The sequence below is a fragment of the Nocardia sp. NPDC006044 genome (genome assembly GCF_042871115.1).
In the GTDB taxonomy this organism is placed as follows: Bacteria; Actinomycetota; Actinomycetes; order Mycobacteriales; family Mycobacteriaceae; genus Nocardia.
The window spans coordinates 219,027-242,097 of record NZ_JBIAID010000001.1 but is presented as its reverse complement, the minus strand read 5'-3'; the positions used below and the strand labels follow the sequence as shown (position 1 = coordinate 242,097).

Below are 23,071 nucleotides of genomic sequence, written 5' to 3'. Positions count from 1 at the left end.
ATGGGCAACTGGGGAAGGCACTGCCCAGCACCGCGATCAACCGCCGACGGCGACTCCGGTCCGGCCGGTGGAGCTTTCAGGATTCGCGGGCCGCGATCGCGGCCTGGATTCGGCGGAGGGTGCGCAGGCCCTTCTTCGCGGCGACGCTCACCATGCCGTCGAAAACCGTTGAGCCACGGTCTTCTGCCATCAGTCGTTCCAACGTCGAGACGGCGCGATCGTCGCCGGTGGAACCGAGCGCGACGGCCGCCCAGTAGCGCTGATCGGGATCATCGCTGCCGGCCGCGACGATCAGCCTCGGGAGGATGTCCGGCGCGAATCTGGCCAGGGCGCTGGCGATGTAACCGATGCGGTAGTACCGGCGGTGCTCGAATTCATGCCACAGCGCCGCCAGTGCCGCATCGCCGCCGATCCTGCCGAGCGCCTCGGCGGTCCGTTCGCGCATTCCGCTGATCGAATCCCCCAGCAGCGGAGCGAGTTCCGGGACGACCGATTCGTCGCCGAGCGCGCCCAGCGCGATCACCGCTTCCGCGCGAGCCATCTCCTGCGGGTGGTCCAGCAGGGCGACCAAGCCGGGCACCGCCTCGCGGAAACCGAGTGCCGCGCAGCCCATGGCGGCCCAGGCCTGGCAGTTGTACCGGGTGTCGGCGAGCGACGCGAGCAGCGGTTCCTTCAGCGTGTCATCGCCGAAGATCGCCGCCCGGTTCAACGCCCGGCTGTAGAGCGACCGGTGGTAGCGGGGGTAGTCGCGGACCAGCGCGCACAGCACGTCCTTGGCGGATGCGTCGCCGTCGGCCGCCCGCACGAACAGGAGCCGCAGATTCTCCTCGCGGGTATCGAGATCACCGTCTTTGAGCAGGCGCGCATCAGCTGGGTTCACCGCCCAACGGTACCTGGCGACGACCTGCTCCCCCGACCATGTTTCGGGTGGTCAGCGCAGGTGAACCCGGCGCCTTTACTTGCGAGGTAATCGACACGCCGCCCGGCGCCCTGCGAAGGTCATGCGGCAAGCAACACGGCTACGCCCGCAGGAGGAACCCAGTGACCGCCGCAGACGAGACCCGCAACACCGTCGAGGCCTTTCTCGCCGCCCGCGCCGACGGCGACACCGAGGCCCTGACCGCCTTGTTCGCCGACGAGGTCGACTGGTTGCTCGCCGAGAACCCGGTGGTGCCGTGGATCAGGCCGCGCCGGACCGCGGCCGAATGTGCCGCACAGTTCGACGAACTCATGGCCCACGTCGTTCCGGAGGACGCCCGCGCCAGTATCGATAATTTCCTGGTCGACGGCGCGGATGCCGTGCTCTTCGGCCACCTGTCCGGCACCGTGCGCGCGACCGGCAAGTCGTTCGAGGGACCGTTCGCCCTGCGCCTCACCGTCGAAAACGGTCGCGTCATCCGGCATCACCTCTACGAGAACAGTCTCTCCATCGCCGAGGCGTGCACCAGCTGACCGCGCCCGGCAACACGACCTGCGGTCGAGCCGAAACCCTATGGCAGGCTTGGACGACGTGCCGAGGACACGCCTCGGCCGGACTGCGCAGGTACGAGAGGGGCGCCGGTGACTACCGTGAACACGGCGGCGGGGCGGCTCCGCGGTGACCACGTGGACGGGGTCACCCGCTTCCTCGGAATCCCCTACGCCGCGGCTCCGGCCGGCGCACTCAGATTCGCACCCCCGGCCCCTGCCGAACGCTGGGCGGGGACCAGGGACGCCACCGGTTACGGCCCGACAGCACCCCAGCCGGCCTTGCACCCCGCGAACGCGAACCTGGCGCCGCTGACCGGACCCGGATGGGTCATCGGCGATGGCGACTACCTCAATCTCAACGTCTGGACACCCGACCCCGGCACGAGCGGTCTCCCGGTGCTGGTCTACCTGCACGGCGGCGGCTTCATGATCGGCTCGGGCGCCGCCCCGGCCTTCGACGGCACCGCGTTCGCCCGCGACGGCGTCGTCCTGGTCACCGTCAACTACCGGCTCGGGGCGGAGGGCTTCCTCGCACTGTCCGATGGGGCCACGAACCTCGGATTGCGCGATCAGCTCGCGGCGCTGCGGTGGGTGCGGGACAACATCTCCGGGTTCGGCGGAAACCCGGACAACGTGACCGTCTTCGGCGAGTCGGCCGGCGGCACCTCGGTCGCGATGCTGTTGCACTCCCCGCTCGCCGCCGGGCTGTTCCGGCGAGCGATCGTCGCGAGCGGACACGACGAGATGGCCCGCGGGCTCGAACTCACCGAAGAACTCACCCGGGCGCTCGCCGCCCGGCTCGGAACCGCCCCGGTGGCAGACGCATTCCGCGCGTTCACCGCCGCCGACCTGCTGCGCGCGCAGGCGGCGCTGTTCCGGAACGAACCGCGCCCGGACCTGCGCGACGACAACGGTGTCGACCCCGGCCACCGGCGGGCACTGTTCCTCCCGACCACCGGTGACGACGTCCTACCCGATCCGGTCGGTGTCCCGAGCAGGCATGGCGTCGGCCTATTGATCGGTACGACACTCGACGAAGCCAACCTCGGCGTGGGTGCCGAGCAGTTCGCCGCGTTCGACGCACAGGACGCCGTCGCCGAGCTGGCCGCCACCCACCCCGATGCCGAAGCGCTGCTGAAACGGCATGGTCTCCACGACCCCGCCGTCACCCCTGCGCGCGCACTCACAGCCGCCTATACCGAATTGATGTTCCGGGCACCGAGCCGCCGCACGGCGCGTCGCCACCCAGGCCCCACCTATGTCTACGAATTCGCCTGGCAGTCACCACGATACGGTGCCGCGCACGCCCTCGACGTCCCCTTCGTCTTCGACACCACCCGGTCCTGCCGCGCCCTTCTCGGTGACGCCGCTCCCACCACCCTCACCCAGGCGATGCATCGAACCTGGCTCGCCTTCGCCACCCACGGAGACCCCGGCTGGCCCGCCTACGACGAAAAGAAGGTCATGCGGTTCGATGCCGACTCCCGCGTCCGTGCGGACACCGCTCCCGACGACCGCCGATACTCCTGAACCCGGAATTCAGCTGGACGAGGCGTCGAATGCGGGGGTAAACCTCCGGGTCTTCCCGGATTCGCAGGCCCAGGCCCGCGCCTACAGTCCGTGCATGAACCGAGACGGCTGAAGAACGGTGGGGAGACATGGGTTTCAGCGCTGGTCGTGGTGGACTCGCCGTCGCGGCGGTGCTGCTGTCGGCTGTTATGGCGGGATGTACCTCGACGACGAATTCAGCAGACCTGGCTTATCACTCGACCGAGGTGACCATGCGAAATGGTGACGTCACCATCGGCGGCACACTGACTGTTCCCGACCATGGCGGTCCGTTTCCCGCGGTGGTGTTGGTGCCAGGCGGTGGAAAGCAGAATCGTGACGAACAGTTCGCCGGGCACAAGCCATTTCTCGTGCTGGCCGACACGTTGACCAAAGCCGGCTACGCGGTCTTGCGGACAGACGACCGCGGCGTCGGCGCGACGACCGGGGACAAGGACGACGCCACCTATGCGGATCTGGTGTCGGATATTCTCTCGCAGATCTCCTACCTGCGTGAACGACCGGATATCGATGACACGCGCATCGGACTTCTCGGGCACAGCCAGGGCGGATCCTTGGCTCCGCTGGTAGCCGAAACGGCACCGGACAGAGTGGCTTTCACCGTGCTCATCGCGGGGCCGGCGCAGACCGGGTGCGAGGTCAACAAGCATCAGATGCGAGTGCAATTACAGGCGGCCGGAACGACGTCCGCCGATCGCCTGGCGGCGAGCGATGATGCTGTCCAAACCGAATGCGACCTGCTCCGGGCCGGAGATTTCGACGCGGCACGAAGAAATGCGCGAGCCGCGAACCGACAGCTTCCGACAGCCGAGCAGGCGCGCGACGAAGATATCGATAGCGCGATCAACCGGCAATATGCGGCCCTGTCGACCTACGATCCCGCGTCGGCGTTGAGGTCGCTCGAGGTCCCCACCCTCGCACTCTTCGGCAGCAAGGACGTACAGGTAGACGCCGCAGCCAATGAGCCACTCATGCGTAAACTATTGGCGGACAACCCGAAGGCGACAGTGCACACCTTCGAGGGCGCGAATCATCTTATGCAACAGGCGGTTACCGGCATGCCGGATGAATACGCGATCATCGAGACGACTATTGATCCGGCGGTACTCGACTATCTGAAAACCTGGTTGAACCGGGCGACGCAGAGATGACTCGCATCGGTTACGACTTCCAGTCGACGAAACGGCGCGGTAGACAGTCGGATTCGACGTCCGCCGGCAGTTTCAGGTCGTGTGCCAGCGCGGCGAGGGCCAGCAACGGCCAGGCGATGCGCACCGGCGCGGGGCCGAGCGCGCCGGCGAGCAACGGGGTGACGTCCTTCTTCGCCGAAAGCTGCTCGACAATCCGGATACGCGGGGTCCACCGCGGGTCCTCGGGCGCCTCGGCCAGTCGGTGCAGCGCGGGCGGGAGAAGTTCGGCGACAGCGGTTTTCACGGCTTTGTTGCGCGGCCAGCGAGCGCGCTGGAGCAGTGCCGACAGCACCGTGGCGTAGGCGCGGGGCACGCGCGACGCCACGGGATCGTCGGGCGTCCACAACTTCGGGTGGTACATCGTGGCGAACTGACTGCGCAGGTAGAAGTCGCCCGGGCCGTTGCGGCAGATCAACGCCAGTTCGAAGGCCTCGATCCACTCGTGCACCGACGGCGGCCCGAGGTCCTCGTCGCGCCCGGTCGTCACCGACATGCGCAGCAGCGGAAGGTCGCAGCGCGCCGTGTCCGAGGTGTGCCGCAGCCGTGCCCCGAAATACGAGCCGGTGGCGTTCGACAGCGTCAGCACGGCAGGACGCGCGTGCGGATGCGTCATCGCCGGATCCTCGGCGGCCAGCCGCTCGAGATAGTTCCACAGCGCGTCGATCAACGGCGGCAGCCCCGCGGCGCCGACCCGATTCGCCGCTTGCGCAGCACGATCCACGTTCGCGAACAGCGCGGCCAGGGCGACGCTGTCGGTGGCAGATGGGGATGCGGCACTCACCCGGCCCACATTAGGTCAACGGCCCACGTCGGCCACACCCCGGAATGTGCGGCCTTGACTGTGCCGCAGCGGCTGGGTGTCTTCTACCACTTGCCCGATCCCGAAGACACGACAGCAGGAGGACACCATGACCACCGCAACCCACCCGGCGCGCACCGCCAGCCAGGCCCTGCACGCGGCGGTCCGGGCGCACGACAAGGACGCCTGGCTGGCCATGTTCGCCGCGGACGCCATTGTCGAAGACCCGGTCGGCCCTTCGGATTTCGATCCGGAAGGCAAGGGTCACCGAGGCCGCGACGCCATCTCGGCGTTCTGGGACAACGCCATCGCACCCAACGAGTCGATCGAGTTCCTGTTCGAGGACTCCTTCGCCTGCGGCAACGAGGTCGCCTACACCGGGAAGGTGCGCAGCCAGAACAGCGGCCAGGTGCTCGATGCCGAGGGCGTGTTCGTCTACCGGGTCGACGAGGAGGGAAAGATCCTCGCCGTGCGCGCCTTCTGGGAGTTCGAGCGCACCATGCGGACCATGCGACCCGCCTGACCCAGTCCGCCGACTCGCTCGTCACCGGCGGTGACGGAGACGCCGCCGGCCAGGTGATCGCTATGGTGAACTACGAGATCACCATTCAGTCGAACCGGACTGGTCGACTCCAGGAAGGAGCGGCGGCGGATCATGGCGGAGGACCTGACCGTGTCCCGGGGGCTGGTGATACCCGCGTCCGAGTTGCGCGAGCGGTTCTCCCGGTCGTCCGGTCCGGGCGGGCAGCACGTCAACACCACCGATAGCCGGGTCGAGCTGTCGTTCGATCTCGCCAACTCGCCCTCGGTGCCGGAGTCCCTGCACACCCGGATGCTCGACCGCCTGGCCACCCGCCTGGTCAACGGGGTGCTCACGATCGTCGCCTCGGAGCAACGCGCCCAGCTGCAGAACCGCACGGCCGCCCGCGAACGCCTGGCCGCAGTGCTGCGCGACGCCGCTGCCGCCCCACCACCCGTTCGCCGCGCCACCAAGCCCTCCCGCGGCGCGAAGGAACGGCGCATCGCCGCGAAGAAGCGGCGCGGCATCACCAAACGCAACCGCCGCGCCTCCCCCGACGACTGAGCGGACAGCGGGCGCGGAGTCGACCGCGACAGGGCGATCCGCCTGCCGGTAGTGTCCGGTCCGGAACTGCATTCGATCCTCCTACCTGCGGGTTCGCTGGATACTGTGGCGGCGGCTTCGGTCAGCGCTCCTAATCTCGGGGCAGTTCAGGAGCGTCGCTCCGGTCCGAGGAAATACAGGAGTGCAGATGGATTCGAGCCCACCAGACCCGCGCCGGCGGCCGTCGCCGAGAACCGTTTTCGTGCAACAGTTCGCCGCGCTGTTCGCCGCGGCGGGCAATCCTTCGCTGCGCCGGGTCGCGGCGGCGGCCGAGGCACGGATGCGCGGGGCGCGGCCGGCGGGACAGAAGGGCGCCGCGTCGGTGCAGCGGATCAGCGATTGGAAGTCGGGGCGCAATGTGCCCGCGCGGTTCGAGTCGTTGTTGCCGGTGCTGCTCACGCTCATCGACGAGGTGCGCAAGTCGAGCGACCCGGCGCCGGCCGCTTGGCTGGATGTGCAGGAGTGGCAGCGATTGTGGTCGGAGTCGAACGCGTGGAACCCGGAGTCGGAGTTCTCGGAGTGCCCGTACCTGGGACTGACCTCGTATCGGCGGGAGGATTCCGAGCTGTTCTTCGGGCGGGCCAGGCCGACCGCCGAGCTGGCCGAACTGGTCCGGGACACGGTCGGTCCCGCCGGGCACGGCGGGATCATTGTGCTGGTCGGCGCTTCAGGTGCGGGCAAATCATCACTGTTGCACGCGGGTTTGATTCCGGCGCTCGCGGATCCGGCCGACCAATGGGCGACCGTGACGATCACACCCGGCACCAATCCGGCGCTCGCGCTGCTGGCCGCGATCGATATCGACGGTTCGCGAAGTCTCGACGGAGCGGACTTCCTCGGTGCGGTGCTGGGTGCGTGGGCCCCCGATCGCCGGCGCCTGCTGATCGTGGATCAATTCGAGGAACTGTTCACCCTCTGTCGCGACGACAAGCAACGCACCGACTTCCTGGCGGCGTTGGAGCACATCGCGATTCGGGGCGAGCGGGCACCGGCGGCCGTCGTCATCTCCGTACGCGCCGACTTCTACGCGCGCTGCCTGGACATTCCGCTGCTCGAGGACGCGCTCAAACATCGCAGCTACCTACTCGGCCCGATGCGATTGGACGAACTGGCCGAAGCGATCACTCGGCCGGCCGAATCGGCCGGATACAAGCTGGAATCCGGCTTGGAAGAGCTGATCATCAGCGAGCTGTGCGGTCTCGGCGGTGGCGGGGTCCATCGAGGCTACGATCCGGGCGCGTTGCCATTGGTGTCGCACGTGATGGAGGCGGTCTGGCAGCGCCGCGAGGGCGCGCGATTCACCATCGACGGTTATCGAGCGGCGGACGGTGTGCTGGGGTCGGTCGCGGCGACGGCCGAGCGCGCGTGGAACGAGCTGTCGGAATTTCAGCAGGCCGTCGGCAAGCATGTGCTGCTCGGATTGGTCACCGTCGGCGACGACTCCCGCGATACTCGTCGCAAGGTCGCGCGCGCCGAATTGGTCGGGCAGACAGTGGAAGCCGCCGAAACCGCACTCGAGGTGCTGGCCCGGACCCGCCTCATCACCCTGGACGCCGAATCGGCCTATCTCACCCACGAGATCGTCCTGAATGCCTGGCCGCGCTTGCGGCTCTGGATCGATGAGGACCGGGTCGGCTACCTGGAACGACAGCGGTTGCACGTTGACGCGACCGATTGGGTTGCGCACGAGCGAGATTCGTCTCTGCTGTATCGCGGCGCCCGGCTCGTCACGATGCAGGAACACGCGGCCGGCGGCGCCATCGGCCCGGCGGCGCAGGAGTTCCTGGCGGCGGGTCAGGCCGCCCGGCGCAGGGCACAACGGCGAACGTCGGCGATCCGGGCCGCGCTGGTCGTTCTGACGGTCGCGGCGCTGGCGCTCGCCGGGGTGGCATTCGTCCAGAACGACAGGGCGAAACAGCAGCGGGACAGGGCGATTCTGAGCAGCGTGCTCGCCGAGGCCGACCGAGTTCGCGACAGCGATCCGTCGTTGTCGGCGCAGCTGGCATTGGTAGCCAACCGGCTCCGGCCCGGAGATGCCGGGGTCCGCGCCCGCCTGTTCGATTCCCAGAGTCTGGCGTTGGCCACGCCGCTGATCGACAATGCCGGAACCGGTCCGGACGTGGCACTTCGACCGGATGGCCGGGTGCTCGCGGTATCGGGTACCGACAACGGTATTCGACTCTTGGACATCGCCGATGGGGCGAGCCCGAAACAGTTGGCGCAGATCGCGACCAATCTCCCGGTCGGCGAGTACACGTCTCAGTCCCTGGGGTTCAGTCCGGATGGGACGATGCTCGCGTGCATGTGTAACCGCACATTGCGGTTGTGGGATACGAGCGATCCGGGCAACCCGGCTCCGATCAGTGTGACCGGTCTCGCCGGAAACTATGGTTCGCCGGAATTCAGCACGGACGGACGTGTTTTGACGGGGTCGAACGGTATGGAGCGCGCATTCTGGGACATCCGCAGTCCGGCCGAGCCGAAGAAAATAGATGTGCGGTTACCGATAGGCCGCGTGAGCGAAGAGTACGTTCCCGGGCCGGTCAGTCCGAATTGGCGGTTGATGTCCAGTACCAAGGACAACGAGGGCATCCAACTGTTCGATACGTCGGATCTGCGCAATATCCGTGCGCTCGGACGACTGCCGGGGCGAGCGAACGATAGCTGGTTCAGCCCCGACGGCCGGACGCTCGTTGTCGCTTTCCCCGACAAGGAGGTCAAAGACAAAGCCAAGCTGGAACTCTGGGATATAGCCGATCCGAATACACCTCGCCGAATCGGAACACCGATCACGGTCGGGGCGTCGCCGGGAGTGGCGTTCAGCCCGGACGGCAAGCGGATGGCGGTCGGACGGGCTCAGGGGCAAGCCCAGATGTGGGCGTTGGATGAGCGGGAGCATCCGCTGCTGTCCGCCACCTTGACCGCCGGAGACAAGGACTTGATCTCGACCATGGCGTTCCGCCCCGGTGGACGCCTGGTGACCGGCGGCGCGAACGGCGCGATTCGGATGTGGTCACTGCCGGAACAGGATTCGAGCCAGCTCGGCTATACCGGCATGCCCACCCAACTGAGGCTCGATGCCGGCGGGCGGGTCGCGATGCTTGCCCTGCGCCCGGAGTTCATCGAGACTATCCGGATCGATGATCCGCTGTCGACGCGCCGGGCCGGACGGTTGCGGGCGAGCACTGAGACCGCCGAGATCAGCCCTGACGGGCGAACGTTGTTCGCAACTGTGCTGGCGGATGGTAAGCAGACGAGTACGCAGGCGCTGTTCGATATTTCCGACCCGGCGTCCATTCACCGGCTGGCCGACCTTCCGGACCAAGAAAATTTCGCTCGCGGTGTCTTCAGCTCCGATTCGCGGTTCCTGGTGACCATGCGTGCGGAATCTCCGACCATGCTCAGCATCTGGGATCTAGCCGACCGCGGCAAGCCGGTATTGGCCGGACCGCCGATTTCCGCGCCGAATGTGTTCGCCGGGGCCTTCAGCCCGGACGGTCGTTTGCTGGCGACGTGGGGACGGAAGGCACCGGTCACGTTGTGGGACATGACCGTTCCCGCCGCGCCCAGAGCCCTGTCGAGTATCCCGGCGGGTCGAGACGGAGCACGGGAACCGGTCGCGTTCGCGCCGGATTCACGCACCCTGATCGCCGGCACCGGCGATGATCGGTCGATCGGGGTGTGGGATATCACCGATCCCCGGCACCCGGCTACGATCGGCGATCCCTTGACCGGGCACACCGGGACGGTGCAATCGCTCGCGTTCAGCCCGGATGGGCGAACGCTCGCCTCGTCTAGCCCCGGCTCGGAAGTTCTGCTGTGGGACTTCAGCGATCGCCTGCATCCCACGCCGGTGAAGTATCCGCTGCTCACCGCCGCGCCGGTGGACGGCTGGGACCTGTTGTTCCATCCCTCGGGCAAATACCTGATGACGGGCAGCGCACTCGGCGCTCTGCGCTGGTGGGATCTCGACCCGCAGCATGCCGTCGACCGCATCTGCGCGGCCACCGGCTCGGTGTTGACCGAGCAGGTGTGGGCGGCACATCTACCGGACCTCCCCTTCCGGCCGCCCTGTGCGCAGCACTGATCGAAACCGCCGGTCGCGAATCGCGCGGTTGCTCGGCCCGGCGCCGATATCGCCGGGCCGCGCTGGATCGACATGGCTGCTGTCGCAGCCGGGCACTGTGGACGAGACCCGTCCAAACCGTGCACGGTCTCGAATCCTGTTCAACTGTTCAGACAGTTCGAAGGCCGTTCGCGAACGTCCGCGAATCGGCCGGGCCCCGTCGATGGATGTCGAGGAGACGACTGAATGCGCAAGGCAACGATCACCCGCGGGGCCGCACTCGCGGTGGTGGGGTTAGGCAGCACGCTTACCATTCTCCTTGCCGGCGCTCCGGCCGGGGCGGATCCCTTCGGCGCTGCGGCACCGGCGGATTCCGCCGAGGCGATCAGCGACCAACCGGATTGGGTGATCGATCCCAAGGTAAAGACGTTGGACGACTTCAATAAAAGCAAGTGGGGAAAGCTGAGCGGGAAAATCGTGGTCGCCGCGTGCGATAACGCTAAAAGCTTCACCGACTCGGGAATAGGGCGGTGGTGGGATACCTACGATCTTTCGCCGCTCACTTTCCGGCAGTCGCCTACCAGAGCTGCCATCGATCGAGTTTTCAACCCCGACAGCAAATTCGCACCACCGGCCGGCTCCACCGGCGCGGACCTCCAGCGGCACGCACTGGACAAGTTCTGCAACTCGGACGAGGTGCGACGAGAATTTCTCAACGCGTTGAGGACATTCTCCGAGCAATACGGCGGGAAGCTCAAGCCGGGCAAGGAAACCGACTTCGCCCTTATCCAGTTCGATATCAAGAAAACGCAGTTGCAGGAAGCTCTGCTCATCGACGAGGGCTTCCTGGAGACGAAGAAGGAGGACGACGGGCTGTAAACGAGGCCATCGGCGCTCGATGGGCCGAGTTCGCCGCAGGTGGAGCGACCGATTCGGTGGTGCCCGCAGCGACCTCGGCACCAGCGGCCAGTAGTCCACTGAAGTGCTCGCGGCGCGCCGATCTCGTTTCGCCGCCAGGCAGTTCCGGTTAGCCCACATGCGCAAATGTCCGGAACTCGCTAAGGAACTACGAGCGGACCTGGTCGGCGGCCTTTCAGCTTGCCGATCAGCCTACGTTGTTCCCGGAGTCCGGCTGCGGCCAGCGCCGGTTTGACCGCGGTGGCGAAGGCGTAGAAGAGGATGTGGTTCAGGCCCGCGTCGAGATAGGGCTCCAGCCAGCGCTCGACGTCCGCGGCGGTGCCGGAGGGCATCAGGGCGCGCACCAACTCGGGTGTGACGTGCTTGCTGTATTCGGCGAAGCGCTCACCCTCGAAGACCTGGGGATCCACCTGCGAATAGCCAGGGTTGTCCGCGCCCAGCGGATGCGTCGCCCCGGCCGCGGTCCAGCTCGCGCCCGGCATGACCAACGCCATGGCCCGGATGAACGGCGTTCGGCACAGTTCGTCGAGCACCCGCTGATCCGGCGCGAGCAGCGGGGCCAGCAACACGCTGCGGTGCAGGCTTTCCGGGTCGCGCCCGGCGTCTCGGGCGCCGCGCGCGAAGTGGGCCGCGGCGGTATGCCAGGACGTGGTGGTGTCGTTGAGGATGAACATCCAGCCGTCGCCGTGCTGCCCGGCGATCCGGCACGCGCGTGGCCCTTGCGCCGCCACCCACACCGGCGGAGTCGTGCCGTTGAGCGGCGGCAACCCGAATCGGGCGTCGCGCCAGTCGTGAAACGGGCCTGTGTGAGTCAGCAATTCGTCCGGCGCGGCCCAGGCGGCGCGCAACGCGGTCAAGGCGTCGTCCAGACGCCGGGCACGCGGCTCGAGCGTCAGTCCGTACGGGACGGTGTTCTCGTACTCGCCCGACCCGATCCCCAGCACGACCCTGCCGCGCGACAGATGGTGCAGCGACATCCACGCCCGCGCCAGATCGGCCGGACTGCGCCGGACCACATCGGTGACCGCGACCCCCATCACCGGCCCGCGCGGACGCGCCCATCGGGCCAGCGCGACTGTCGGATCCAGGTACGCGTCCAGCGAGGAGACGAAGCGCGCCATCGGCGAGAACCGAACGTTCCACGCGGCAGCGGGAAACGCCGACTTGGTGTGGTCGGAAAACCACACATCGTCGACTCCCAGCAGGCGCGCGGTCCGCAGGTTCAGCTTGATCGCCCAGACGGGTGCGACCGGCTCGATCAAGGACCCGATCCGCACCCGATCACCTCGCGCCCGCACCTTGTACGGACTTTCACGCCGGTCCATCGCCACCCCCCGAGAGGAATCCTGCTCGATTTATAGCAACAAGCTAGGAGTCCGGACCTGAAAACGGGCAAACGCGGGGCTCGCGAACTCCACCGGCGTGCCGCTCGCCTGCGCGCTCGTCGGCTGAACATCCGCGCAGTGCCCGCCGACGGACCCATGAAGGCGCGGTTGCGAGTTGAGAAGCGCTGCCAGACAGACGCTTTGGCTAACGAAAACCTCGCTCTGCGGGCAGGTATCCGCGCGGGTGCAGGCCCGGCGAGGAACATATCGATCGCTGTCGGCGTGCCCGGCGGTCATTCCCGCTGACCAACCGGACAGTCCGGTAGCATCCGGCTCGCGTCGCAATTGAGTAGCCGGGTCGAGGTCCACGGAGAGGATCGGTCGGGGCATGGCAGAGATTGTGATCGGACGGCGTGCGCTGTTCGGCTCGGCGGTTGCCGCGGGAGCCTTGGCCGCGGGAGCATCGACCGTGGCCTGCGGAGCGCCCGCGGCAAGAACCGATTCCGCGCGGTCGATGGACCGGAGCGTGGAACTTGCCAGAGAGATGCTGCAGGTCGACGCGAACGGCAACGACCTGAAGCTGGCCTATCTGCGGACGCTCATCGACACCGGCCTGCCGAAAACCGCTGCGCCCAAACGGGTTCTGGTGATCGGCGCCGGTCCGGCGGGGCTGACCGCCGCCACGCTGCTCGCCGAGGCCGGGCATCAGGTGACGGTGCTCGAGGCCAACGGCAGCCGAACCGGCGGCCGGGTCAAGACCTTCCGCGGGGTGTTCACCGATCCGGCCCTCTACGCCGAGGCCGGTGCGATGCGCCTGCCGAGCGCGCACCCGATGGTGCTCGCCCTGGCCGACAAGTTCGGCCTGCGGCGACGGCAGTTCCACAACGCCGATGTGGCACCGGAAGCCCGCTCCGCGCCGGTCACTCCGGTCGCCTATCGATCGTTCACCGGGGAGCGGTGGACCAACGGTCCCGCCGCCGAGTTCCGGCCGCCGCCCGCGGCGGGGCGCAGCTTGATCGACACGAACGGCACGCTCATCAGCCGCGCCGCTTACGCGAACGACCCCATGGCGGTGCACCGCGGCTTCGGCATCGACCTCGCCACCCCGGCCCGCAGCGCGCTGGACCGGGCGCTGCACAAGGTCGGCGTCCCCGACGACTGGCCGATCGAACGCCGGATCGAAGGCTGGGCAAAGGTTTTCAACACCTACGAGGATTACTCCACGCATCGTTTCCTGATGGAGCACGGCTGGAGCCTGTCGCATCTGGCCGCCGTGGGCACCCTGGAGAACCTTACCTCCCGGCTGCATTACGGCGTCATTTCCGCCATGGTCGACCACGCCCTCATCCGGCCCGATGCCAGCTACTGGGAACTCGAAGGCGGCACCGCGACGCTGACCGACGCGCTGACCCGCAATCTCGGTCCCGCGGTGCATCAGGGCAAACGCATGACCCATATCGAACAGACCGACCATGGCGTCAAGGTTTGGACGACGGCCGAAACCGGAAACGAGCACACCGACGGCGCACCGGTCGACCCGATCGAAACGTTCGAGGGTGACTACGTCATCCTCGCGATCCCGTTGACCGCCACCCGATTCTGTACCTTCGATCCCCCACTCTCGTACCCGACCCGCCGGGCGATCACCGAGCTGCACCACGACGCGGCCACCAAGGTGCTGCTCGAGTTCAAGACCAGGTTCTGGGAGCAGGGTCCGGCGGGCTTTCGCGGCGGCGGTTGTGTGTCGGACTGCCCCAACCGCTTCACCTACTTCCCCTCACATGTGCCCGAGGCCGAGGGTGGCGTCGTGCTGGCCAGCTACACCTGGTCCGACGACGCCATGCGCTGGGATTCGCTCACCGACAGCGAGCGCGTGCACTTCGCGCTCGCCGGGATGCGCCGCATGTTCGGTCCCCGCGTCGACGCCGAGTTCACCGGCGTCGGCCTTTCCCAGTCCTGGCAACGCGCCCGCTATGCCCTCGGCGAGGCCGTCATCCCGACCCCCGGCCAACTCCACGAACACCACGCCGCCACCCAAACCATCGAGGGCAGAATACATTTGGCCGGCGACCACACCAGCCTGAAACCGGCCTGGATCGAGGGCGCGCTGGAAAGTGGCGTGCGCAGCGCCCTGGAAGTGCATCGCCGCTGAACTGCCAGGGCACACTCTCCATCGGCTGCGGCCGGCGAGGATTAGGGGCCGTGCCCGGCTTGGCGGGTCGGGTCGTGGGTTTCCGATGAGGTCAGTAGTTACACCGGGGGTGGAGGGTCTTTCGCTGCGACAGCGCCTGCTCCATCACGCAGTTATTGCAGTCGTTCTCGAAGGAGACCGTGCCGTCCCGCTGGACACGGTACATCGCGTTATCGATGAGGCCATTGCCGCTGGAGTCGAGGACCGCAGCATCTGAATGATGTTGGCGGATATATGAACCGCAGTAGTAGCCCGGTGCCAACGCCACCTTCCGCACCGTCGGCGCCACGTCTGCGTCGTTGTCGTCGTCTTCGACTTGATCGGGCTGGGGAATGAACTGCCCGTGAGCCGGCACCACGCTGTCAGCACCGGCCTGGGCAGGCACGACAACCCCGCCCACCGCACCCGCAGCCACAAACACTGCCAGCAACATCATCTTCACCCGCACACCACGCACCATAAAGACCTCCCAGGACAAGGACTTATAGCAGAACGCGATGAGGCTACACCCGCCCCATCCGCCCTCCGGCACCCCATCTCACGTGGGCTCGATGTGTCGCTCCAGCTGCTGATCGCGCAGCGTAAGTGCGGGCAACGGGATCACCAGGCCGTTTCCACACCTGCCGGATTGGTGCGACCAGGGTCGTGGCCGTCGAAGGAGCGGGCGCGTTCTTCTTCCAGCCTGGCCGCATTCGCCTGGACGAAGGTCGATATCGCGTCGAACCGGGAGTCGGCGTGGACCTCGCGCATGGCCTCGTCGAGCTGGGACTGTAGATCTTGCAACGCCGCGTGGTAAGCGGCCAAGAGGGCTTGCTCACCAGGAATCGATGCCCGCACGAGGCGGTTATTGGCGTCGACGATCACTTGGACGCCGTCGACATCACCTACTCCGCGCACCTGTTCCAGCGCGGCTTGGGCGCGTCGCACCTTCCGGCCGAGTGAGTCGAAGTCGTTGTGCTGCATACTCATCGGTTACCCGGGGGTGGCGGCGTCGGTACCGGTTGGGTCTGTGCCACCGGTGGCGGTGCGGGCGGGATCTGCGTCGCCTTGTCGCCCTTGCCCGCGATGATGTGGCCCATGCCCTCCAGCGATCTGTTCCCCGGCTCCCAGTACTGATTGTGCGCGGCACCGTTCAATCCGAGCTCTGAGGTCGGTCCCGGATCGGAGGGGAAGGTGCGCCCGCGGAAGTCGGGATCGGTGGGATCCATGCCGTAATCATCCAGTCCCCCAGCGGCTTTCGGCGGCGGGGCAGTCGGATTGTACGGATCGTAGATGTCGGGCCCGGAGCTGACGCCGCCGATGACATCGTCGAGCTTGCCCACGCGGTGGGCCGCGTACAGGGGCGTCGGATCGTGGACGGCGGCCGTCGCGTACACCCGGCTGCCCACCTCCTCGGGGCGGACGCCGGTCAGGCTGAGGTCGCTCGCATGCTCGACGGTTGTCCCCGGGCTGGCCACGAACACCACCGCATCGGCATTGAGGGTCCGGCCATGGCTGGCCGCGTCACCGACCAAGGTGGTGCCGTAGCTGTGTCCCACGACGGTGTTGTAGGACGGCGCGCCGACATGCGAAGCACGCAGGCCGTTCTGGAAACGGTTCAGCGCATCCGCCCCGGCGTCGGCGTATCGCCGGTGCGTGGCATCGAGAAGTTCGGGTGGTGCGTCGTAGCCGAGCCACGAGATCACCGCGGGATTCTTCGCACCGGCGACTCCGGCCTGGTCGCGCATCCGGTCCACCCAGTCCATGTACATGCTCTTCGACGGCCGGGAACCGGTGCCGGGCACGAAGGTGGCGACATGGTCGGCGAGGTCGGGGTTACCGGAGGCGATCGCGGCGTGCGTGGTAGCGCCGGATTTGGTGTCGAGCAGCATGAGATAGCGATCGGGGTGCTGCAGCTCTTTGCTGATCTTTTCCAGATCGTCGCGCTTGCCTTGCAGCGCAGGGTCACCGGCGCGGGCGCGGGCGAGTTCGTCCTGCAAGGTCATCCGGTTGTAGTGGTCGCGGTCGACGACCGGGATGCCGTCCCGGTTTCCGATATACGGGTCGTGCTTCCACAACGCGTCCTTCTCCGCCGGGGTCAACGTCGCCCAGAAGTCGTGCAGCTGTTGCGGATCGTCGGGCAACCGCGCCTTGCCGGCGAGGATGTCTTTGACCTTCGAACCAACGTCGGGGCTGGGGTGTTTCTCGTAGGTGTCCAGCAGTTGCAACGAGTCGGTGATGGCCTTGGCCGCCCGCGCTTCGGCGTCACCGAACTGGGCCAGCAAGTGCTGGATCTTGGACTGGTAGCCGGCGGCCTGCGTGTCGAGATAGTGCTGGACGAGCCCCGGTACGCTCGGATGTTCGTTGCCGGGAGGCACTTTCGGCGCGGTGACATTGCCGGCGTCGTCGACCGACATGCCGTCGTCCTCGGTCGCGTGCACGACGGTGGTCAACAGCACGTCGCGGTACCCCGACAGTTCGGTGCCGAACGCGTTGTAATGATCGGCGAGCCCGACCACGGTCTCGGCCAGATGATTGGCGTCGAGCTGATGCGCGAGCGTGCGCGCCGAGGCCGCCGCGGCGCCAGCGCCCTTCCAGTCGCCCAGCTCGTGGTCGACGTCGCGAGCCATCTGCCCGACCCGATCGGTGAACGTATTGGTCTGCGTCGCCAGGACTTCGGCGAGCGACACCATCGTTTCCGGCACGCATGCCCGCACGTGGCCGATGGTCGTCATGCTCCGGCGTAACGTCGCAGCTGATCCGTATTGGCCTGCTCGAGCTCCGCATATGTGGCGGCGCCCGCCGTCATCCGGACGGCCATCTGGTCGATATTGCCGCCGATCAGCCCGAACGCGTGCCGCACGGCGTCGGGAACCCGGTCGGACGCCGCGCGCACCGGTGAGTCCGCGGCCATGACCACCTTCGCCCCGATCCTGATCTGGCCGATCTCGGCGGCGTGCGCGCCCAGCTTGCCGCCGAGCCGACGTAAAGCGTCCGCATCGACCTGCAGCACAGTGTCGCCGCGTGTTTCCTCTGGCGCTATATTCCCCATCGCACCCCCACATTGTCGGTTCGGACAATTTCGCCGACGGTAGCATCCCGGGTTCGGCGGACGCGACCCCCCAAAACCTCCACCCCGCACACTGACGGCTACCCGGATCGATTGTCCTTCAACATATCTCACGCATGGGGTCGACCGGCGGACCGTTGCCGGGCGACTCCGGCGACGCTCGCCCGGTCGAGATCAAAGGCGAGATTCGACGAATTTCGCTGCGGCAGCGGCATGTCGGGCGTAGCGCAGGTGCACGTTCCAATCCGACCCGTTCGGGTCGCACACCGGGTCGTTGTCGTTGCAGACGTCGTAGGTGCGTTCGGCGTAGACCCCGGTGACCGACCTGCCCAGTCCGCGGATGGGGTTTCCGAACAACAGCACCGCCGCGACCCGCGGTGTCAGCTGAGCGGGCAGGGTCGCCACGATCGGGCCACCGACCTTCGCGCCCGCACTGCTGATCCCGATCGAATTGTCGACCACATTCGCGCCTTGCGAGTAGCCGAGGAGCACGAAACGCTGCCCCGGACAAGCGGCAGCCTGAGCCACCACGTGCGCGACCAGGTCCCGGTTTCCGGCCTGCACCGAGGCGGGCTGGTTCAGGTCGGCCGGATATGCGACCCGGTACGCGTCGGTCCGGGCCTCCAGCGCGCCGGCGATCGCCGAGTACACCGGATTTCCGACGACGGTACCCAGTTTCTCCTGGCTCCCGGCACCCCCGGGTTCATTGGTGCCGCGAGCCGAAACCACCTGGATGTCAGCGCATCCCGCCGCCATCGCAGTGCCCGCCCCGATTGTGCACACCCCCGTCGTCACGGCGAAGACGGCCAGCGCCGTGACGGCCGCCGCCGATGTCGTCGACCGATGTGATCTAGCCATTGCCATGGATCTGCCTCTCGTTCGAACCTGCAGCGAACGGTAGGACGGATGTAGGCGGATCGACCTGCGCCGGTCAGGTTTCTGGACGCCTCACTGGCGCGGCCGGTCAGAATGCTCACCCGGCACAAATCGGTGCGCGGACGGTGATTGTTCGAACGCGAGGTGGGTCGCCGCGAGTCCTGAGTTTCCGGCGAGGGCTGTGGGAGTTGTACCGGTGAACGCCGAGACGTCACGGTGGAGATGAGATTGGTCGGTGTAGCCGCATTCCGCCGCGACCAGGGCGGTGCTGCGGCCTGCGGTCAGATGGTGGGCGGCGTGGTGGAAGCGCATCAGCTTCGCGGCACGCTTAGGCGCCACGCCCACCTGCGATCGGAACCTGGTCCATAGGCGTTTGCGACTCCAGCCGAGCTCGACGGCCAGATCGTCGACCCGGACCCGGCCACGGCTGGCGGCGATCCTTTCCCACGCCCAGATCACCTCGGGAGCCATCGGCGGACCCGCCGCGATTCGACGGGTGAGAAACGTATCCGCCACCGTGAATCGATCGCTCCACGAGGTGGCCTCGTTCAATTGTTGCCGGATTCTCGATGTTTCCCGGCCCCAGACGGCGTCGAGGTCGACCATGGATTCGGGATCGGTCAGGCACGCTCCTAGCACAGTGTGGGCGACCACCGGGGATATGCGCAGTTCCAGGCAGGCGATGTTCCGGCCGCGCATTCCGGCTGGGTGATGTGCGAGACCGGCTGCGAGACTGCCGTTTTGCTGTCTGCCGGTGGCGTCCTCGACGAGAAGTGAGCTGTCACCGAATTCGAGTATCACGGTGATCGAGGGGTGGGGAATCACCCGTTGCGCGATCGGATCCGCACTCAGACTGCGGAACCCGGCGATCCGCACGCCGCGGACCGGAGCCGGCCGCGGCGACCGCACGACATCCCAGGCTGCGGCATCCGATCCGACCACACCCTCACCCCTGCATCCGGTAGATCACACCACCCGATGCTACTGAAGGTCGGTCGACAGGCCGGGGAACAAACGTACAAGACGGTGTAATGCCCGGCGCGGGACAGTGATACGCGACCGGAATGCGAGTTCGGAGGGAAGGCGCCGTGGCGACCGTACGGATGGACATCGAGATCGATGCCGATGCCGAGGTGGTGTGGAAGGCGGTGGGCGACTTCGCCACCGCACCCGAACGGATAACCCCGGGTTGGGTGAGTGCGTGCGTGGCCGACGCCGATGTGCGAGTGGTGACATTGCGGGACGGGATTGTCGTGCGCGAGCGGCTCGTCGCTGTGGACGAGGAACGTCGCCGCATCGTGTACTCGATCATCGGCGACACGGTGCAGCCTGCGCACAACAACGCGTCCATGCAGGTATTCGCGATCTGCCCGGGACGCTGCAGACTGGTATGGATCCACGATGTGTTACCGGACGAACTGGCCGAACTGCTGTACACGAACATGAGCGCCGCCGCCGACGTCATCCGGGAAACCCTGGCCGCCGAATGAACGGCCGGCCATCCGCACGGTGGGTCAACTGCCGTATCTGCGCCGGCGTCAGCATGCGGGTCGTTCGTGCACAGGGTAGTGCTGGCACCACCCGGGAGCGGGCGGTGGTGGTAGTGGCGATCCGGATGCCTGCGGGATGGAGGGCGGCGGGGCGGAATTTTACGGTGGTGATGCTGTAGCCGTCCGATTGCCCGAAGGGAATTTTGTTGAGATCGAAGATGTTCGGCGCCGCTGTGCCGGTGTTGGTCCTCGCGGCTCTCGCCACGACCGCGTGCCAACCCGACCAGCCCGCCATCGCCGCACCGAGCAGGACAGCGACATCGGCCACCGCTGCCGACGGAACCGCGCTCCAGCGTGATGCCGACGCGATCCGTGATGTCGGTATCACGGGTGTGCAGGCCAGGCTGGTCGCCGCTGACGGTGGCAATACGGTGGTGACCAGTGGTGTCGCCGATACCGTGAGTCGGAGCCCGGTCTCGGGGGATGGGTATTTCCGGACTGCCAGCGCCACCAAGACTTTCACCGCGACCGTACTGCTGCAACTGGTCGGTGAGGGCAAACTCACCCTGGATGACACGGTCGAGCAGTGGTTGCCGGGCGTCGTGAGTGGAAACGGCAACGAGGGCACGAAGATCACGGTGCGCCAATTGCTCAACCACACCAGCGGACTGGGGTATCCGAATCCGTATCAGCTGGCTTCCCCGGAGGACTACCACCGCTATGCCCTCAACGTCCCGCCCCCGCCCGAGCAGGTGGTGGCCACAGCTGTCCAGAGCCCGCCGACCTTCGCCCCGGGAACCGGCTGGCGCTACAGCAACACCGGCTACCTGCTGGCGGGCATGATCATCGAAAAGATCACCGGCAGACCGTGGTACGAGGAAGTCGGCAGCAGGATCATCGTCCCGCTCGGCCTCGAACACACCAGCTACCCGCGCAGCTCGGTCACGATTCCGCTCCCGCACGCCACCGGATACACGCAATGGCCGACGGGCGGTTTGGTCGATACCACCGACAACCGGATCGGTGTATTCGCCGCCGCCGCAGGCGCATTGATCACCACCACCGCCGACCTGAACACCTTCTTCCGGGCATTGCTCGGTGGCAAACTCTTGCAGCCCGGACAACTCGCAGAAATGAAGAAGACCGTCGATACCGACGCCGAGGTCAAATCGGTCTTCCCCGGTGCACGCTACGGTCTGGGCTTGTTCTCGATCGAATTGTCCTGCGGTGGACGGTATTGGATGCACGGCGGCGACATTCCCGGCTACAAAACCAGAGACGGCGTCACCGACGACGGCACTCGCAGCGTCGTGGTGTCCATGTCCACCCTCCTGCAAGACACCGAGGAACATCAGATCGCCCAGGAGAACACGGCCATGAGTCTCGTAGACCATGCCCTGTGTCGTACCGGAAACAAGTAGCCGCGCCGCTGTACCCCGGTCCGCTGGAGGCGGGTTCTTCAGCGATATGCGCCTGGGCGTATCGGGCCCATTTCGGAGCGGTAGTTTTCCACCCTGTGCAGCGGGTACCGCCTGGAAAAGCACGCCGCGGAGTTGGGCGACATCCGACTGAGAACGGAACATTGCGATGAGCGATAAGCGCCATACCTCGACCGAACCGGCAGAGGTGGAATTGCTGCGGGCAGACCGCGACCTCACGCGGGAAGAGCTCGGTCAGACCCTGGCCGAACTGACCGGCAAGCTCGACGTCAAGGGCAGAGCGGAGGCCCAGCTGCATCGAACCGCCGACCTCGCCCGCGAGAAGGTCGGCAGCCTGGGAGCCGTGGGGCAGGACAACGCGATGCGGGTCGCCCAGGTCGCTCGCCTGCGGCCGGTGCCGGTCGCGGTAGCGCTGGCATCGGTCGCCGCCCTGACAACGTGGCTGATTGTGCGTAACCGCACCCGTCGATAAACGCTCGCGTGAATTGATCCCCATCCACGCCTCAGGTGGCAACGAAGATTTTTTCGGAGGAAACCATCGAGGAGCGGAGTGACTTTGGATGCCAGGCGGTGCGGTGGATTGGTGATTGCGGCGTTTGCCGCGGTGCTTTGTATCGGTTCGATCGAGGTCGGGTCCTGTCCGGCGGCCGTCGCGGGCGAACCCAGCAGCGAGATGTCCGCCGATGGTGTTTTGGAGGACGCGAAACGGGAGTTGCGTGCGGAGATCGAGCGCGTCACCGACGAGGAGCTGAAAGCCGCGAACCTGTGCACTTCGGCGGAGGAGAAAGAGGACGGGGCGGCCGCGAAATGTGATGAGAAGCGCGAGGCCAGCGCCGAAAAGCGGCTCGACGCCATCGATCTCGACAGCGATCATCGGCCCAGCACCCATCCCGCGCCCTACGAGATGAGGAATGACGTCGGCGTCGCGCCACAAACGCGCGGGTCCGCCGAAGCCGCGGCTCGAGATGTGTGCGTTTACATGGTTCAGCACGGCGGGGCGTACTGCGGATCGTGCGACAAGGCGAGCAAATACCTGGATTGGTGCAAGGTGGTAACCGGGCGCTCGTTCGAGTCAGGTACGAGTAAGCACGACGACCACAATCTGGGTGCCTTGGAGCTCGACGTGAAGGCAGCCGCCTACCTCGCCTTCGAGGAGGACAAAAAGGGCGACGCAAGCGTTCGCACAAAAGCCGACAAGGCCGAGGCATACGCGGTCCACATGTGGGAGCAGATCGGCTGGCCCAAAGAGGGCCACGTGGGACGCTCGGAGGAATAGAAGCTCCATCGCACGACCCGTCGTGCACCCGAGTTCTGCACAACAGCCATGCCCCTCATCCGCACACGCGGGTGAGGGGCTTTCGCATTACCTTCAGCCGCACGATCTATCCGGGCGGCGATTCGGCGTGACGAGCAGCACAGCTGGCGAACATCGCACACGAAAGCTGGATGCAGGACTGGCCCGTCGAGGTAGCCCATCCGGCACGCCGCGATGAGTTCGTTGGTGTCCGGCGCGTCGTGGTGCTCACTGAACCGGGCTCGGCAACCGAGGTCGCAGCGAACGGCATG

21 protein-coding genes are annotated in these 23,071 nt (G+C 66.8%); 12 read left to right on the top strand and 9 right to left on the bottom strand.

Going from position 1 to position 23,071, the window contains the following annotated elements:
* Nucleotides 1-76: 76 nt before the first annotated feature.
* Complete coding sequence (locus ACFYO1_RS01230) at nucleotides 77-880, bottom strand: HEAT repeat domain-containing protein (protein WP_387225975.1); 804 nt, start codon at nucleotides 878-880, stop codon at nucleotides 77-79.
* Between the two features lie 161 nt (nucleotides 881-1,041).
* Between ACFYO1_RS01230 and ACFYO1_RS01225 the strand changes: the two genes are divergently transcribed.
* The 3 genes from ACFYO1_RS01225 to ACFYO1_RS01215 all read left to right on the top strand — a co-directional run bounded on the left by ACFYO1_RS01225 (nucleotide 1,042) and on the right by ACFYO1_RS01215 (nucleotide 4,190).
* A complete protein-coding gene (locus tag ACFYO1_RS01225) occupies nucleotides 1,042-1,452 on the top strand; it encodes a nuclear transport factor 2 family protein (RefSeq protein ID WP_387225973.1) in 411 nt (136 codons plus the stop codon).
* A gap of 108 nt (nucleotides 1,453-1,560) precedes the next feature.
* A complete protein-coding gene (locus ACFYO1_RS01220) occupies nucleotides 1,561-3,000 on the top strand; it encodes a carboxylesterase/lipase family protein (protein ID WP_387225971.1) in 1,440 nt (479 codons plus the stop codon).
* A 128-nt stretch (nucleotides 3,001-3,128) separates the two neighbouring features.
* Nucleotides 3,129-4,190 carry an alpha/beta fold hydrolase gene (locus ACFYO1_RS01215; protein ID WP_387225969.1) on the top strand — a complete coding sequence of 354 codons (1,062 nt, stop codon included), beginning with the start codon at nucleotides 3,129-3,131 and terminating at the stop codon, nucleotides 4,188-4,190.
* 10 nt (nucleotides 4,191-4,200) lie between these two features.
* Here ACFYO1_RS01215 and ACFYO1_RS01210 read toward each other — a convergent pair whose 3' ends face one another.
* Nucleotides 4,201-5,010 (bottom strand): hypothetical protein, encoded by an 810-nt coding sequence (locus ACFYO1_RS01210; protein WP_387225967.1) that lies wholly within the window; start codon nucleotides 5,008-5,010, stop codon nucleotides 4,201-4,203.
* A 127-nt stretch (nucleotides 5,011-5,137) separates the two neighbouring features.
* Between ACFYO1_RS01210 and ACFYO1_RS01205 the strand changes: the two genes are divergently transcribed.
* From ACFYO1_RS01205 to ACFYO1_RS01190, 4 genes are all read left to right on the top strand, one after another.
* A complete protein-coding gene (locus tag ACFYO1_RS01205; RefSeq protein WP_387225965.1) occupies nucleotides 5,138-5,551 on the top strand; it encodes a nuclear transport factor 2 family protein in 414 nt (137 codons plus the stop codon).
* Between the two features lie 132 nt (nucleotides 5,552-5,683).
* Nucleotides 5,684-6,112, top strand: coding sequence for an alternative ribosome rescue aminoacyl-tRNA hydrolase ArfB (gene arfB, locus ACFYO1_RS01200; RefSeq protein ID WP_387225964.1), 429 nt, complete (start codon nucleotides 5,684-5,686; stop codon nucleotides 6,110-6,112).
* A 187-nt stretch (nucleotides 6,113-6,299) separates the two neighbouring features.
* Nucleotides 6,300-10,238 carry a hypothetical protein gene (locus tag ACFYO1_RS01195; RefSeq protein ID WP_387225962.1) on the top strand — a complete coding sequence of 1,313 codons (3,939 nt, stop codon included), beginning with the start codon at nucleotides 6,300-6,302 and terminating at the stop codon, nucleotides 10,236-10,238.
* Between the two features lie 225 nt (nucleotides 10,239-10,463).
* Complete coding sequence (locus ACFYO1_RS01190) at nucleotides 10,464-11,096, top strand: hypothetical protein (protein WP_387225960.1); 633 nt, start codon at nucleotides 10,464-10,466, stop codon at nucleotides 11,094-11,096.
* Between the two features lie 179 nt (nucleotides 11,097-11,275).
* Here ACFYO1_RS01190 and ACFYO1_RS01185 read toward each other — a convergent pair whose 3' ends face one another.
* Nucleotides 11,276-12,412 carry an LLM class flavin-dependent oxidoreductase gene (locus ACFYO1_RS01185; RefSeq protein ID WP_387225958.1) on the bottom strand — a complete coding sequence of 379 codons (1,137 nt, stop codon included), beginning with the start codon at nucleotides 12,410-12,412 and terminating at the stop codon, nucleotides 11,276-11,278.
* 436 nt (nucleotides 12,413-12,848) lie between these two features.
* Between ACFYO1_RS01185 and ACFYO1_RS01180 the strand changes: the two genes are divergently transcribed.
* Entirely contained in the window at nucleotides 12,849-14,612 is a 1,764-nt protein-coding gene (locus ACFYO1_RS01180) for a flavin monoamine oxidase family protein (RefSeq protein ID WP_387225956.1), read from the top strand.
* Between the two features lie 91 nt (nucleotides 14,613-14,703).
* Here the strand turns inward: ACFYO1_RS01180 and ACFYO1_RS01175 are convergent, their stop codons facing one another.
* The 6 genes from ACFYO1_RS01175 to ACFYO1_RS01150 all read right to left on the bottom strand — a co-directional run bounded on the left by ACFYO1_RS01175 (nucleotide 14,704) and on the right by ACFYO1_RS01150 (nucleotide 19,518).
* Nucleotides 14,704-15,099 carry a hypothetical protein gene (locus tag ACFYO1_RS01175; RefSeq protein ID WP_387225954.1) on the bottom strand — a complete coding sequence of 132 codons (396 nt, stop codon included), beginning with the start codon at nucleotides 15,097-15,099 and terminating at the stop codon, nucleotides 14,704-14,706.
* A gap of 152 nt (nucleotides 15,100-15,251) precedes the next feature.
* Nucleotides 15,252-15,620 (bottom strand): hypothetical protein, encoded by a 369-nt coding sequence (locus ACFYO1_RS01170; protein WP_387225952.1) that lies wholly within the window; start codon nucleotides 15,618-15,620, stop codon nucleotides 15,252-15,254.
* On the bottom strand, nucleotides 15,617-17,365 hold the full coding sequence (locus ACFYO1_RS01165; protein ID WP_387225951.1) for an alpha/beta hydrolase: 1,749 nt from the start codon (nucleotides 17,363-17,365) through the stop codon (nucleotides 15,617-15,619). The genes ACFYO1_RS01170 and ACFYO1_RS01165 overlap by 4 nt, the downstream gene beginning before the upstream one ends.
* Nucleotides 17,362-17,643 carry a hypothetical protein gene (locus tag ACFYO1_RS01160; protein WP_387225949.1) on the bottom strand — a complete coding sequence of 94 codons (282 nt, stop codon included), beginning with the start codon at nucleotides 17,641-17,643 and terminating at the stop codon, nucleotides 17,362-17,364. Before ACFYO1_RS01160 ends, ACFYO1_RS01165 begins: the two co-directional genes overlap by 4 nt.
* Nucleotides 17,644-17,874: 231 nt before the next feature.
* Nucleotides 17,875-18,558 carry a cutinase family protein gene (locus ACFYO1_RS01155; RefSeq protein ID WP_387225947.1) on the bottom strand — a complete coding sequence of 228 codons (684 nt, stop codon included), beginning with the start codon at nucleotides 18,556-18,558 and terminating at the stop codon, nucleotides 17,875-17,877.
* 90 nt (nucleotides 18,559-18,648) lie between these two features.
* Entirely contained in the window at nucleotides 18,649-19,518 is an 870-nt protein-coding gene (locus tag ACFYO1_RS01150; RefSeq protein ID WP_387225945.1) for a helix-turn-helix domain-containing protein, read from the bottom strand.
* A 146-nt stretch (nucleotides 19,519-19,664) separates the two neighbouring features.
* On the opposite strand from ACFYO1_RS01150, the gene ACFYO1_RS01145 reads away from it, so the two are divergent.
* The 4 genes from ACFYO1_RS01145 (at nucleotide 19,665) to ACFYO1_RS01130 (ending at nucleotide 22,781) form a co-directional block, all read left to right on the top strand.
* On the top strand, nucleotides 19,665-20,066 hold the full coding sequence (locus ACFYO1_RS01145) for an SRPBCC family protein (protein WP_387225944.1): 402 nt from the start codon (nucleotides 19,665-19,667) through the stop codon (nucleotides 20,064-20,066).
* Nucleotides 20,067-20,272: 206 nt separating this feature from the next.
* On the top strand, nucleotides 20,273-21,487 hold the full coding sequence (locus ACFYO1_RS01140; protein WP_387225943.1) for a serine hydrolase domain-containing protein: 1,215 nt from the start codon (nucleotides 20,273-20,275) through the stop codon (nucleotides 21,485-21,487).
* Between the two features lie 166 nt (nucleotides 21,488-21,653).
* Nucleotides 21,654-21,977, top strand: coding sequence for a DUF3618 domain-containing protein (locus ACFYO1_RS01135; RefSeq protein ID WP_387225942.1), 324 nt, complete (start codon nucleotides 21,654-21,656; stop codon nucleotides 21,975-21,977).
* A 78-nt stretch (nucleotides 21,978-22,055) separates the two neighbouring features.
* Complete coding sequence (locus ACFYO1_RS01130) at nucleotides 22,056-22,781, top strand: hypothetical protein (protein WP_387225940.1); 726 nt, start codon at nucleotides 22,056-22,058, stop codon at nucleotides 22,779-22,781.
* Nucleotides 22,782-23,071: the final 290 nt, after the last annotated feature.